The sequence below is a fragment of the Pseudoalteromonas sp. GABNS16E genome (assembly GCF_028598715.1).
Classification (GTDB): Bacteria; Pseudomonadota; Gammaproteobacteria; order Enterobacterales; family Alteromonadaceae; genus Pseudoalteromonas; species Pseudoalteromonas atlantica.
Genome location: NZ_JAQREZ010000001.1, coordinates 43,550 through 57,048 on the forward strand (window position 1 = coordinate 43,550; position 13,499 = coordinate 57,048).

Genomic DNA, 13,499 nt, shown 5'->3' on the forward strand with positions numbered 1-13,499 from the left:
GTGAACATTAAATTTAAAAATAAAAAAACTTATTTATTTTTTAAATTTAATGGCGGATTTTTTCTTACCATTCGTCTTAGTTTGTATTGGCAAAACAATAACAATAATTGCCGTAAACACACACACGAGACACACACTAAATGACGAAAGACACACTTTTTTATAAGGTCTATTTGGCCTCGCGCAAAAGTCTCTCAAATGTAGTTGCACGTATAGTGCCGCCACATGAAATTGAAGATATAGTGCAAGAAACTTATGTGCGAATTTGTCAGATTAAAAACACTGAAAACATAAGCTCACCAAAATCTTTTATTTATAAAACGGCGCGAAATTTAGCGCTCGATTACCAAAAGCAAGCCAATATACGCCTAGTCGATGGGATCGACAACATGGAAGCGTTAGAGCAACTCTTAGCGGAACACCAGCAAGACGAAATGTACGAAAAAGCACTCACCGATAGTGAATTTTCTAATTTTTGTGAAGCCATACGGCTTTTACCCGTGCAGTGCCGTAAAGTGTTTGTATTAAAAAAAGTGTATGGTTATTCGCAGCGAGAAATTGCTGCTCAATTAAACCTTAGTGAAAGTACCGTGGAAAAACATATAGCAACAGGCATGAAACGTTGTACGCAATTTATGCGTCAATCTACAAAAAGTGTTTATGGGCAACCAAATACTTCTTCGCAGCTAAATGCAGGAGGGAGGAATGAGTAATGTTCATCATATAAACGAACGAAACACTAGCGACGATGCGCGCCTTGATAAAGCAAGTGAGTGGCTGGCTAAACTTGATCGTGGACTGTCTAAGCTCGAAGAACAAGCGTTAAAGCAATGGTTGTCACAATCTTATAAAAATGTAGAGGTGTTACTTGAAGTAGCACAGCTGTGGGACAAAATGGACGACCTCAGCCGCTTGTCAGATCTGTTTCCACAAACACCAGTAAAACAAAAACGCCTCCCTGTGTGGTTAGGTGCAACAGCTGCATCTATTTTATTAGCTGTTGCACTTAGCTTTTTTCAAGAAGCGTTTAACTTTTCATTTTTTTACCCGGTTAATCAATCAGCTGTGGTTGCTAAACAGCTTAATTTTCAAACCGACGTAGGTGAAAGTAAGGACATACTGCTTTCTGATAAAAGTAAAATCACCTTAAACACAAATAGCTTTGTTCAAGTGAGGTATACCCAACACACTCGCGTAATAAATTTACTGCGTGGCGAAATTCATATAGACGTAGCTCACGATAAAATGCGCCCTTTAAGTGTTATCGCTGGTGATAAAGTTATTCAGGCTGTTGGTACTGCATTTAATGTAGAAGTAGGTCAAAAGCAAATAGAACTGATTGTGACAGATGGCAAAGTCCTTGTTGCAGAGCAAAGTACCAAACCGTTACCAAATCTTTCCCAAGGGACTAATAAACAAGGTCAGTATTTATCAAATAGTTCAACTTCGGTGTCAAAGGGAGAAAAACTTGATTTAAGCTTCAAAGGTAAAATTGCTAAAGCGGCCGAAAAAGTTGATCCTATGGATGTAGCCGCTAGATTATCGTGGCGTAAAGGTAGCTTAATATTTAGAGGTGAATCACTTGCTGAAGCCATGGCTGAAATCAGCCGCTATACAAATATAGATTTCGAGCTTTCAGAGGATGACCGTCTCAAAAAAGTACAAGTAGCTGGCATGTTCAAAACGGGCGATATTAAAGGACTGCTAGAAGTATTAAACAATAATTTTAATATTGATTATGAAAGAGTTAGCCCAGATAAAATTCGTTTAAAATACGCAGCACCACACGTCTCAATATAGTAAAGTACACAATAATAAAAACCAGGACACACAATTATGACATCACCTCTCTCGCCGAGCAGTAATAGCCCGGCGCGCACATTGGGCACATGCTCTCTTTTTTACGTAATTTTTATCTCTGCAGTGGCTGCTATTGGTGGCTTTTTATTTGGTTTTGACTCGGGTGTTATTAACGGCACAGTGTCGGCACTGGGTAATGCTTTTAATTCAAGCAGTGTAGCTACGGGGTTTAATGTTGCCTCGGTATTATTAGGGTGTGCCGTGGGTGCACTTGCCGCGGGGCCGCTGGCTGATAAGTTTGGTCGCCGTGCAATTATGATCATCACCGCGATTATTTTTGCCATTAGTGCGTTTGGCTCAGGCATTAGCGAAAGCTCGGCCGAGTTTATTTTTTACCGCTTATTTGGTGGCTTAGGTATTGGTGCTGCATCGGTATTAGCGCCAGCTTATATTGCAGAGGTTGCGCCACCGGCCCTTCGTGGTCGTTTAGCTACATTACAACAACTCGCTATTGTATTGGGTTTATTTGCTGCATTTTTAAGTAACTATTTAATTGCTGATGCAGCAGGTAGTGCGCAAAATATTTTAATGCTTGATATAGCCGCTTGGCGCTGGATGTTTTGGGCTGAGCTTGTGCCTGCAATACTGTTTTTAGTGGGTGTGTTGTTTATTCCTGAGTCGCCTCGTTATTTAGTGGCGCAAGGTAAAGTAGACGATGCAAAAACAGTATTTAGTAAAATTTCGAACGACAACGTTGCTGAGCAAATAAGCGATGTTAAAAGCTCCTTACGCAGCGATAAAAAGCCAAGTATTCGCGATTTATTTATTGATGGCAGTAAAAAAGTACACCCGATTGTATTGGCGGGTGTTGCGCTGAGTGTGTTTCAGCAATTTGTAGGTATTAACGTGGTATTTTATTACGGCTCTGAGCTTTGGCAAGCTGCTGGGTTTGATGAGTCGCAATCGTTATTTATAAATGTATTAGCGGGGACGACTAATATTGTATCGACCTTTATTGCTATTGCCCTTGTTGACAAAATTGGCCGTAAACCGCTGCTATTAGTAGGCAGTATTGGTATGTTTATCAGCTTAAGCGCGCTTACTTATATATTTGGCAGCGCAGGCCTTGATGAAGCAGGCAAGCTTGTACTTAGCGATAACATGGGTACGTTTGCGCTTATTATGGCTAATTTATTTGTGGTATTTTTTGGTTTAAGTTGGGGCCCTGTTGTGTGGGTGTTATTAGGCGAAATGTTTAATAACCGTATTCGTGGGGCAGCGCTTGCTGTTGCTGCAAGCGCGCAGTGGATTGCTAACTTTGCCATTACCATGACCTTCCCTATTATGCTGGCTAACATTGGCCTTGCAGGTGCGTACGGCTTTTATGCTTTATCGGCACTTATTAGCATATTTTTTGTGGCTAAATACATTACAGAAACCCGTGGTAAAACACTTGAGTCTATGTAATTAGCCCTGAAAGCGGTGAACCCTTTTCACCGCTTTGTGTTTTTTAGGTAAATGATTGATTTAATATCAGTATTAAACCATCTAATAATTACTGCACTAAACATTGGCTTACCAATCGCGTTCAGTATTCCTTTTTACTATAAGTAATCGATATAAATTCCTTTTTTGAATATAGAAAATTAGCTATTGTCCGCGTTTTCCCACTACGTATGTCTATCAAAATGAAAAATAAGTTAGTATCTGGTTTGGCCCTAACCCTTACTTTAGGTTCGTTTAACGCATTTGCTACCAATGGGTATTTTACTCATGGTTATGGCATGACCCACAAAGGCATGGCGGGTGCGGGTGTTGCGCTATCTGAAGAGTTAATGTCTGGCGCTAATAACCCTGCTACCTTTTTAGCTAATGGCACGCAATTATCTGTGGGCTTAGAGCTTTTTTCGCCTGATCGAAAATACTCAGCATCTGATGTAGATACCTTTTACCCTGACGCATTTTACCTGCAAGCAAAAACCCAAAAAAGTGATAACACTTTATTTGCTATTCCTGAGTTTGCTATTGGCCACCAGCTTAATGACAAAGTAAGTATTGGCTTATTAGTTTATGGTAATGGCGGTATGAACACCGACTACAGCGCCGATTCAGAGCCTGAAGGCACATTTTATGCTGGCACTACGGGTGTTGATTTAAAGCAAATGTTTATTAGCCCAACAATAAGCTACAAACTTAACGAGCAAATACGCCTTGGTGTATCACCAATTTATGCAGTGCAGCAGTTTAAAGCTACAGGCCTTGGAAACTTTGCGCCTTTTTCGTAATCGCCCGAAGCCCTTACAAATAATGGTACCGACACCAGCACAGGCTTAGGTATTCAATTAGGTATTAGCCAAGATATAAACTCGTCATTAAGCTGGGGAGCAAGTTACCGCTCATCAGTATCTATGCAAGAGTTTGATAGCTATAAAGGTTTGTTTGCAGAGCAAGGTGGATTTGATTTACCTAGTTCGCTTCAAATTGGCGCAGCTTATAAAATTACGCCAAACAACCAGCTTGTATTTGATTGGCAAAAAATAAATTACAGTGAAGTAAACAGCATTGCTAACCCGATTGATAATTTAATGTCGGCTCCACTAGGTGCCGATGCAGGCGCAGGTTTTGGTTGGGACGATATGACCATTTATAAACTTGGCTATCAGTGGCAGCGTACAGCAAAACAAAAAATTCGCTTTGGTATTTCGTATACAGAGCAACCTATTCCTTCATCAAACGTTTTACTTAATATTTTAGCGCCAGGTGTGCAAGAATGGCATTTTACTACGGGTTTTAGCCATTCTATTAGTAACACGGTACAATTAAATGCAATGGCTTTTTACTCGCCAGCTAAAAAAGTATCGGGTGCTAACTACTTAGCGCCAAACCAACAAATATCAATTGAAATGGAGCAATCAGGCCTAGGTGTGTCGGTTGCTTGGGGAATATAAAATGGTTACAGAGTTTACGCCAATAGCGGCAGCTATAGGGGGTGCTTTAATAGGAATAGCGTGCGCACTATTACTGGTTTTATACGGAAAAATAGCCGGTATATCAGGCATTGTTAAATCTGTTTTTAATAAGCAAACGGCTGAGTCGCGTTGGAAATTATACTTTATTGCAGGGCTATTATTAGCCGGTATTGCAGTGCGTATATTTGCGCCATCTTTATTAGAAGGTGAGCTGAGCTTATCGCCTGTGCTTATAGTGATAGCTGGGCTACTTGTCGGTATGGGCACCTCATTAGCTAATGGCTGTACAAGTGGCCATGGCGTATGTGGCATGTCGCGTTTTTCTACCCGTTCGTGGGTTTCAACATGTACATTTATGGCCGTGGCTATAATTACAGCAAACCTAGTAGGTTAAAAAAATGACAGCAGTAATTCATGTTATTTTAGGATTTATATTTGGTTTAGGGCTTATCATTAGTGGTATGACAAACCCCGACAAAGTACTTAACTTTTTAAATTTTCAAAATCAATGGGATGGCAGTTTAATTATTGTAATGGCTGTGGCTATGGGAATAATGATGCTGGCATGGTTTTGGGTTGCCAAAAAAGATAAACCACTGCTTGGTGAAACGTTTACTTTAAGTGATGTCAAAAACATTAGCCCTCGGCTAATCACTGGCTCTGTACTGTTTGGTTTGGGCTGGGGATTAAGCGGCATATGCCCAGGCCCGGGCCTTGTGCAACTTACTTCACTTAAAATGGAATTTTGGTTATTTTTTGCAGCCGTACTTGGCGGTATGTGGATAGCTAAAAAAGTATAAATTTAACTTCGAAATATATACGGCCTTAGTCCTTCATTAAAACTGGCAGGTATTAGCTTGCCAGTTTAACGCTATTTAAATAGCCTCTCTTTCCTTGCCTTGGCTAACTATTCATATAGGTACATAACTTGCTGCTTACTCTTTTAAGTTTATAAAAGAGAGGTAAGTAATGTCTGCTACTACTTTTTACAACCTAACAGAGCAACCTTGGGTTGTTATTGCTATTTGTTTAGTTTCTATAACTATAGCTTTGTTTTGTATCCGCTTTTTTATAATGTACTGGCTTAAAAAGTGGACCTCTCACACTAAATTTATATTCGATAGCTTACTTATCGCCTCTATCTCTAAACCGCTCACCCTTTGCACAATTATTGTGCTACTCACCATTATAGAGCAAGGGTTATTAATACAAGGCGAGCCGGTTGCGAGCTATATTTCGTTTTCGACCATTAATATTATTTTGGGCTTAGTGGCTATTATTTTATTTTTTGACCGCTTTTTTGTGGGCACCATTAATTACTACAGCAAAGAGTCGGCGGTAATTTTTAATTCGCAAAGTATTATTAAAGGCATTGTTAGGGTAAGCGTTTTATCGGTCGGGGCTTTAGTGCTGTTAGGCACCTTGGGTATTTCTATTACGCCTATAATTGCCTCGTTAGGTATTACATCATTAGCGGTGGCGCTTGCTCTGCAACCCACCCTTGAAAACTTTTTTTCGGGCGTGCAGCTTGTTATAGATAAACCCATACGGGTGGGGGATTTTATTGAGCTTGAGTCAAAGGAGCAAGGCTTTGTAGAGAAAATTGGTTGGCGCTCTACGTGGGTTAAAATGCTGCCAAATAATATGATTATTATTCCGAATAGTCAGCTTTCTAAATCGCGTGTTATTAATTACTTTTACCCCGAAAAAGAACTGAGTGTACCTGTTGATGTAAGCGTTCACTACAGCTCAGACCTAGAATTTGTAGAGCAAGTAACGCTAGAAGTTGCGCGCCAAGTACTGATTGACCATGAATGGGGGGTTGATGATTACAATACCTTTGTGGTGTATCACACCTTTGATAACTCAAGCATTAACTTTACCGTAATGCTGCGCGCAAAAGAGTACTTTAATCGGTTTTGGGTTAAGTCTGCTTTTATTAAAGCGCTACACAAACGCTATAACCAAGAAGGTATTGTGATCCCCTTCCCTATTACAGCTATTAACACAGCGCAAGAAGCCGCTAATTTTAATAGCGATAAAAAATAAGCGCGAGATAAGCTCGCGCTTAAATTGCTTTAAAATTTATAGGTTACTTGGCCTACTATTTCTCGTGGGCTGCCTGGGAAGTGACCGTTACGCTCACTAAAGCCACTTACTGCGTATTCTTTATCAAATATATTATTAATATTTACGCTTAATAACACATCGTCAAAGCGCGTAGTCCAGCTCATATCAAATACAGTAAAGGGTTTAACTTTTTGGCCATCTTGGCTTATTTGCTCGCTTACGTAATTTGCGCCAAATGCTATAGACGAGTCGATGCTATCAAGCGCAAAACGCGACCATAAACCAGCTTGGTGGCGCGGCGCATTAGCAAAGCGAGAGCCATCACCGTAGGTGCTTGAAATAGTATCACCGGTCACACCTTCAATAACTAGTGTATCGTTGTAGGCGTAGTTAGCGGTTAGCGTCCAGTGCTCGGTTAAATCGCCCACCAGCGTTGTTTCAAATCCGCGGCTTTCTACCTCACCAATATTTAAAAGTGCTGCAATGCCGTCACCCGCGCCCGTGTCGTCTGGGTTACTCATTACTACGTTTTCTTTATTAATTTGGTAAATAGCAAAGGTGCTCATAATTTTGCCATCTAGCCATTGGTTTTTCATACCAATTTCGGTTTGTTTACCGGTTTCTGGGGTTAAGTTGCCCTCGCCTTCTACATCTTCTTGGTCACCCGATGATGCTGGATTAAAGCTTTCTGAGTAATTTATGTATAACGAGGTATTTTCAACAGGTTGGTATGTAACGGCCACGCGCGGTGTTACATCGTTATCTGAGTAACTGTAACCGGTTTCTTTATTTAGCTCTTTAAAATAATCGTAACGCAGGCCGGCAATCACGGTCCATTGCTCGTTAATGCTTACAACATCTTGTACGTATACGCCAAAACGGTCGGATTCAACACCATCGCGGTTCATGTCGGTAAGGTTATAAGTACTTGGGTCGGTTTCGCCGTAATTTAAGTCAAATATGTTTAAGTTAGCCACGCCGTCCGCTTCATAACGGGCGCGTAAGTAATCGTACTCGGTATCGACTATGTGGTAGTCGCCACCAAATAATACTTGGTGTGCTAATTGGCCTTGCTCAAAGCTATAAACAAAGTCGGTGGTTAAGCTTGTTTCTTCGTTGGCGCGGTATTGCTTTCGGTATTCGCGTTTAATGGTTTCGTCATCAATGTTTGCTTCACCATCGCCGTTTACATCTACCCAACTTTGCGACTCATGGTAGGCTTGGTCGCGTTCGTTATCCATGTAACGCAGTGTGCTACTTACAGAAAAATCATCATTAAAGTAATGCTTTAGCTCGGCTTGCAGCACTAACGCTTCCATGTCTTGGTAGTCAAATGCTTCATTTGCGTTGTAACTAGGGTCAACTAAAAAGTTGCCGTTGTCATCTACCGGTACACCACGTAAACGGTTACCGCCTAAGTCTTGCTTAATGTAATCAACAGTGGTGGTTAGTGTGGTTGAATCGGTTAAATCAAATAATAAACCAGCGGTAAACTCACTGTTTTTTGAATCTGCGTTATTACGAAAGCTGTCTTGCTCTTCGTAATAACCACCTACTCTGTATGCCATGGTGTCGGTTAAACCGCCGGTCATATCAAGTGAGGCGCCATGTGTGTTGTAATTGCCAAGCGTTAGTTTTAGCTCTTTACTTTGCGTATAACTTGCCTTTTTAGTCACGTAGTTGATCATACCGCCTGGCTCACCACCACCATATAACGCAGAGGCTGGGCCTTTTAATACTTCTACACGTGCAACATTAAATAATTGTGGTACACCAAAGCCCGAGTACGGGTCGCCGCGTACGCCATCGTAAAATACATCGGCATCGTCTCTAAATCCACGAAAAGTAACGCCCGAATAACTGTACTCACTTACCCCGGCTATTGAGCGGTATAAATCGGTGATATCGCGCGCGGCTTGGTCAATAATAAGCTGCTCGGTTAATACCTGCGCAGATTGCGGTAATTTAATAAGATCTAAATCCGTTTTAGTCCCAATTTTACTTTCGGTTTCTAGGTAAAACTGCTGAGCGCGGCCTGTTACTTCTATTGTTTCAATTTCGTTATTTTGCTCGGCAAATGCCACATTAGAAAAAGCAGAAAAAGACGCAGCAATACTAAGCGCCAAGTATTTTTGGTTAAACATGTTGATCCTGAAAAGAGGTGTATAAAACGCCGCGAATGATAACGACTATCATTACTATATGCAATGCAAATAATTTCATATTCATCCTTATTTTTCGAATTAATCGCAACTAAAATAGGTACTTAAAGACTTTTATGCTCACGTTTTATACATATTCCCTTTGCGCAGTGTTGAACCAAATAAGGAACTCAGATAGTGTGTATTTTTCATACGCTTTATAATAGCAATTCGCATTAATACTTAATCATTTTGTGGGGCTAAACGTGTCGCTACTTGCGTTAAAAAATGCTCATTTACGACTGTATGGATGCAGAAGTTAGGGCAATGCCGAGAACGACTAAATAGCGAATTTTTTGCCTAGCTATAAACACGTTTTTCTAGCATCAAAATAAACCGCTTAATTAAGCGAATTGGTATCAGCCTTTTTATGAGGAGCAAACCATGTTAAACCGACTGTTTTTAGGGGTTATTTTACTCTCGGCCACGGCCGTGGCAAGTGCGAATGACAGCTTAGTACGTTTCCAAAGTAATTACTCTGTTCAAGAAACAGCTAACCGTTTTGAAAAAATAGCCAGTAACAAAGGGATAACCATTTTTGCGCGGGTAGATCATCAAAAAAACGCTCAAAATGTTGATATGGAATTGGCCCCAAGTGAAGTGATTATTTTTGGTAATCCAAAGGTAGGCACACCGTTAATGCAGTGCCAGCAAAGTGTGGCGATAGATTTACCGCAAAAAGTACATATATCTCAAGACAACAATGGCCAAGTTTGGCTTACCTATAACAGCCCCACTTATTTGCAAGAACGCCACAATATAAAAGGCTGCGAAGAAGTACTTAATAAAGTAGCTGTGGTGCTTAATAAGCTTTCTATGGCAGCGGTGGCCAAATAATTAAAGTTATACCAAACCGCAATAATACTTAATTAAGCGAATTGGTATTAATATTAAATAACTTAAAAAAACTCAATAAAAAACCCGTTAGCTAACGGGTTTTTTTATAAAGTTAATAACACTTTTTATCGCGTGTATTAAGACTCAATAGCCAAAAGCTCTACTTCAAAAATAAGCAGTGATGCAGGTGGAATACTGCCCACTCGCTTTTCGCCATAGGCTAATTGGTGCGGTACATAAAATATGTATTTATCGCCTGGGCTCATAAGTTGTAAGCCTTCGGTCCAGCCTTTAATAACTTGATTTAAACCAAAACTTATTGGCGTTTTACGCTCTACTGAGCTGTCAAATACGGTGCCATCTATTAACGTGCCGTGGTAATGCACGTTTACTTTACTAGTAGGGTTAGGTGTATTTTCGCTTTCGCCTTTGTGCAGCACTTTGTACTGTAAGCCTGAGGCGGTTTCTATTACGCCCTCTACTTTTGCGTTAGCGACAAGGTAGTCGGCTTCAATTTGCGCATTAATGCCAGCTTGTTGCTTTGCTTTTTTACTATTTTGAAAAATTAAAAAACAAAATATAGCGATGATCACCGCTAAAATTATATTGATCATTTAGTGTTTTTCCTCATCTTCATCGGCTTCTTTATCTTCTTCGCTATTGCCATTAACTATGTCGGCTATGTCTTTTAAGCGCGCTAAAGCAATACCGTTAACAGAATCCTCTGGGTATTCGCCGTCAATAATATCGCCTGCATCAATATCCATTAATAAGTTAAGTGCTTGGTCTACAGTTTCTACTGCGTAAATATTAAATTTACCGCGCTCAACCGCTTCAAGTATTTCATCATCAAGTACTAAGTTAACTTGGTTAGATTTTGGAATAATAACGCCTTGCTCGCCTGTTAAGCCGCGCATTTTACACAGCTTAAAAAAGCCTTCTATTTTTTCGTTTACACCGCCAATGGCTTGCACATCACCGTGTTGGTTAATAGAGCCTGTAAGGGCAATAGACTGGCTAATAGGCAAACTGGTAATAGCCGATATAAGCGCACATAACTCAGCAAGTGAGGCGCTATCGCCATCTATATACCCGTAGCTTTGCTCTATAGCTATGTTAGCACTTAGCGTTAAGCTAAAATGCTGGGCATATTTGTTACCTAAATAACCGGTAAGTAGCATTACACCTTTTGAGTGAATTGCTTTACCTAGTTCGGCTTCACGCTCAACATCTATTACACCATCGGCGCCGGCATATACGGTGGCGGTTATGCGTGCGGGTGTACCAAACGACGTATCGCCAATGTGCAGCACTGTTAAGCCGTTTACTTTACCAATGGCTTGGCCTTGTGTGGCAATAAGCGTGTGGCCTTCTTTTATATCGCTTAGCATGTTTTCGCTTATTTGGCCGGTGCGGTACTGCTTACCTTCAATGGCTTCATCAATATGATGCGCATCAATCAGTGTTTGCTTATCTTGCTTGGCGTAAAAGCTGGCCTCAGCCACCAGCTCAAGCACATCGGCAAAGCGCGCCGATAATTTATTATGGTGCTCTGCTTGGCGGTAGCTAAATTTAAGTAACCGCGCCATGGCGGCCTCTGTGGTTGTGCATTTTAACTTTTGCTGGCAGTACTCACTCACTTTAGTAATAAATTGGTACTGAAGCTTATCGCTACTTGGTAAATAGTAATCAAAGTCGGCAAGTACTCTAAACAGCTCTGCAAATTCTTCATCGTACTCACCTATGGTGTAATACAAATCGCGCGAGCCTAATAAAATAATTTTTACATCAAGAGGAATTAATTGCGGGCGCAGTGTAAAACTGCTGCCTACTGAGCTGTCTTGATACGGTAGGTCGTTTTTAATTTGGTGCGTTTTAAGCGAAAGCTTTAAACCATCCCACACTTGCGGGTTGGCCATTACTTTTTCGGCATCCATAATTAAGTAACCGCCATTTGCACGGTGCAATGCACCAGGCTGTATAGAGCGATAACTGGTTATAAGCGAGCCTTGCGATGTTGAATACTCAATTTTGCCAAATATATTGCCAAATGTTGGGTTTGGCTCATACACTACAGGTGCGGCATCGTCTTCTTTAAACTCAACTAAAATGTTAGGCGCAAAAAAGTCGGTAAGCATGCCTTTACGGTCAAAATCTTCTTTGCTTTCTTCGCTTTCATCTTCATCGTCTAGCCACTCAAGTACTGCATCAATTATTTCTACGCGAATGTCTTTTAAGTAGCGCAGCACTCCAATATGTGCAGCGTATTTATGCTCTAAGTCTTTTAATAATGGCTTTGTAGCTTGCTCGGCTGTGGCCTTTTTTAGATTACGCTGTTTTTCTTTTGATTCGCGTTTCCAGCGTGGCAGCTCAATCAGCGCTTCAATTAAGGCATCTTCTAGTTTTTCTATTTTTTCAAAAAACTCATCACGAAGCTCTTCATCTAGGGCGGCAAATTCGTTATCGCTTAACTGCCTGCCTTCAACTAAAGGCGCAAAACCTACGGCGTTTTTCTCTTCTATTAGCGCTACGCTTTGCTCAAGCGCCATTTCTTCTACTGCGGTAATAGCGCTGTCGTAAGCGTCGTTAAATTCGCTCTCGATTGACTTTTTTTTGCGTTGATAAGCTGGGTTATCAAACGCTGCCGGAAAGGTGTCGAGTACTTCATCTAAAAATGAGTCTATGTCGTCACTTAACTGCTTGCTTTGCCCTGCTTGCATAAATAGCGCAATTGGCTCGCGGTGGTCGTCGTAATTATTAACATACAACCACTCGTTAGGTGTGGGGCGATCTTTTGCGTGTTGTTTAAGTTTGTCTTTTACGAGTGTAAATCGGCCATGCGCGGCCTCACCCATTACATAAACATTGTAGCCTGGCAGCTCCATCCCAAGTGAAAAGTCGAGCGCACTTTGGGCGCGTTGTTGGCCTATAAAGGTAAGTTGCTCTGGGTATGGATTGCTCATACACGTGCTAACGTGATTAGTAGAAATGCTCGGTGCGAGCTGTGAAACAGATAATGGCAGCAGTTTTTTCGTCATTCTAACTTCTTTTTGTACCAACATACTCGCTGGCTTTGGGCGTATTAAGTGGCCTACAAGCCACTTAATACATATATTTAGGGTTGTAATGCCTTACGGCTAAAATAAATACCATCACATTCAATGCACGGTGTAATTTGTGTAGCGTGATAAATATCAAAACTATGGGTGCAATTCTTACATACTAATGTGCCCATGGCTATCCATTCGCCTGCGTGATACATCCCATTGTGCTTAAAATCTTGGCTAAGGGACTGCCATTCTAGCTGGGTTTTGTCTTCTATGTGTGAAAGCTCATACCATAACGACTCTTTAAGCTCTTGCCATGCAAGCGATTTATAGTGCGATTCGTTTTCTTGAACGTGTTCTATGTCGCGCTGCAAATAACTTTTATAGAGTCCGTATTTTTCTTTGCCTAGGTCTTTAAGTGCTTGCTCAGATTCAACAAATCGGGTCATTGCATCTTTTACTTCGTGATCTTTTACATCTTTTAACCAATTAGTTAAATCGCTAAGCCATGTTTTATAATCTGCCATTTTATACTCCATCAAAATCAAGGGCGTGTTGGCCTTTAACATAGATAA

The 13,499-nt window shown here is 40.8% G+C and carries 11 protein-coding genes and 1 pseudogene; 8 read left to right on the forward strand and 4 right to left on the reverse strand.

Annotated elements, in window-relative coordinates; translation table 11 throughout:
* Nucleotides 1-140 precede the first annotated feature (140 nt).
* From PSI06_RS00175 to PSI06_RS00205, 7 genes and pseudogenes are all read left to right on the forward strand, one after another.
* Entirely contained in the window at nt 141-713 is a 573-nt protein-coding gene (locus PSI06_RS00175) for an RNA polymerase sigma factor (RefSeq protein WP_024033745.1), read from the forward strand.
* On the forward strand, nt 706-1,800 hold the full coding sequence (locus PSI06_RS00180) for a FecR family protein (RefSeq protein WP_248451025.1): 1,095 nt from the start codon (nt 706-708) through the stop codon (nt 1,798-1,800). The genes PSI06_RS00175 and PSI06_RS00180 overlap by 8 nt, the downstream gene beginning before the upstream one ends.
* Nucleotides 1,801-1,836: 36 nt before the next feature.
* Nucleotides 1,837-3,267 (forward strand): sugar porter family MFS transporter, encoded by a 1,431-nt coding sequence (locus tag PSI06_RS00185; protein ID WP_273602944.1) that lies wholly within the window; start codon nt 1,837-1,839, stop codon nt 3,265-3,267.
* 221 nt (nt 3,268-3,488) lie between these two features.
* Nucleotides 3,489-4,748 (forward strand): annotated as a pseudogene (locus PSI06_RS00190) (OmpP1/FadL family transporter).
* 1 nt (nt 4,749) lies between these two features.
* Complete coding sequence (locus PSI06_RS00195) at nt 4,750-5,163, forward strand: YeeE/YedE family protein (protein ID WP_024033749.1); 414 nt, start codon at nt 4,750-4,752, stop codon at nt 5,161-5,163.
* A 4-nt stretch (nt 5,164-5,167) separates the two neighbouring features.
* Entirely contained in the window at nt 5,168-5,569 is a 402-nt protein-coding gene (locus tag PSI06_RS00200; RefSeq protein WP_029772173.1) for a DUF6691 family protein, read from the forward strand.
* A 169-nt stretch (nt 5,570-5,738) separates the two neighbouring features.
* A complete protein-coding gene (locus PSI06_RS00205) occupies nt 5,739-6,818 on the forward strand; it encodes a mechanosensitive ion channel family protein (RefSeq protein WP_273602943.1) in 1,080 nt (359 codons plus the stop codon).
* Nucleotides 6,819-6,847: 29 nt separating this feature from the next.
* On the opposite strand, the gene PSI06_RS00210 is transcribed toward PSI06_RS00205, so the two are convergent.
* Entirely contained in the window at nt 6,848-8,983 is a 2,136-nt protein-coding gene (locus tag PSI06_RS00210) for a TonB-dependent siderophore receptor (protein ID WP_273602942.1), read from the reverse strand.
* A gap of 441 nt (nt 8,984-9,424) precedes the next feature.
* Here PSI06_RS00210 and PSI06_RS00215 point away from each other — a divergent pair, with 441 nt between their 5' ends.
* On the forward strand, nt 9,425-9,877 hold the full coding sequence (locus tag PSI06_RS00215) for a DUF302 domain-containing protein (protein WP_273602941.1): 453 nt from the start codon (nt 9,425-9,427) through the stop codon (nt 9,875-9,877).
* A 137-nt stretch (nt 9,878-10,014) separates the two neighbouring features.
* Here the strand turns inward: PSI06_RS00215 and PSI06_RS00220 are convergent, their stop codons facing one another.
* From PSI06_RS00220 to PSI06_RS00230, 3 genes are all read right to left on the reverse strand, one after another.
* A complete protein-coding gene (locus PSI06_RS00220) occupies nt 10,015-10,491 on the reverse strand; it encodes an FKBP-type peptidyl-prolyl cis-trans isomerase (RefSeq protein ID WP_029772177.1) in 477 nt (158 codons plus the stop codon).
* The gene (locus tag PSI06_RS00225; protein ID WP_273602940.1) at nt 10,492-12,915 is read right to left on the reverse strand and encodes a Lon protease family protein; all 2,424 of its coding nucleotides are present in this window, start codon (nt 12,913-12,915) and stop codon (nt 10,492-10,494) included.
* 77 nt (nt 12,916-12,992) lie between these two features.
* A complete protein-coding gene (locus PSI06_RS00230; RefSeq protein ID WP_273602939.1) occupies nt 12,993-13,451 on the reverse strand; it encodes a zinc ribbon-containing protein in 459 nt (152 codons plus the stop codon).
* Nucleotides 13,452-13,499 lie beyond the last annotated feature (48 nt).

What these genes read in the sequence shown, in the direction of transcription:
- PSI06_RS00175 (WP_024033745.1), top strand. Translation starts at nt 141, where the DNA reads ATGACGAAAGACACACTTTTTTATAAGGTCTATTTGGCCTCGCGCAAA.
- PSI06_RS00180 (WP_248451025.1), top strand. Translation starts at nt 706, where the DNA reads ATGAGTAATGTTCATCATATAAACGAACGAAACACTAGCGACGATGCG.
- PSI06_RS00185 (WP_273602944.1), top strand. Translation starts at nt 1,837, where the DNA reads ATGACATCACCTCTCTCGCCGAGCAGTAATAGCCCGGCGCGCACATTG.
- PSI06_RS00195 (WP_024033749.1), top strand. Translation starts at nt 4,750, where the DNA reads ATGGTTACAGAGTTTACGCCAATAGCGGCAGCTATAGGGGGTGCTTTA.
- PSI06_RS00200 (WP_029772173.1), top strand. Translation starts at nt 5,168, where the DNA reads ATGACAGCAGTAATTCATGTTATTTTAGGATTTATATTTGGTTTAGGG.
- PSI06_RS00205 (WP_273602943.1), top strand. Translation starts at nt 5,739, where the DNA reads ATGTCTGCTACTACTTTTTACAACCTAACAGAGCAACCTTGGGTTGTT.
- PSI06_RS00210 (WP_273602942.1), bottom strand. Translation starts at nt 8,983, where the DNA reads ATGTTTAACCAAAAATACTTGGCGCTTAGTATTGCTGCGTCTTTTTCT.
- PSI06_RS00215 (WP_273602941.1), top strand. Translation starts at nt 9,425, where the DNA reads ATGTTAAACCGACTGTTTTTAGGGGTTATTTTACTCTCGGCCACGGCC.
- PSI06_RS00220 (WP_029772177.1), bottom strand. Translation starts at nt 10,491, where the DNA reads ATGATCAATATAATTTTAGCGGTGATCATCGCTATATTTTGTTTTTTA.
- PSI06_RS00225 (WP_273602940.1), bottom strand. Translation starts at nt 12,915, where the DNA reads ATGACGAAAAAACTGCTGCCATTATCTGTTTCACAGCTCGCACCGAGC.
- PSI06_RS00230 (WP_273602939.1), bottom strand. Translation starts at nt 13,451, where the DNA reads ATGGCAGATTATAAAACATGGCTTAGCGATTTAACTAATTGGTTAAAA.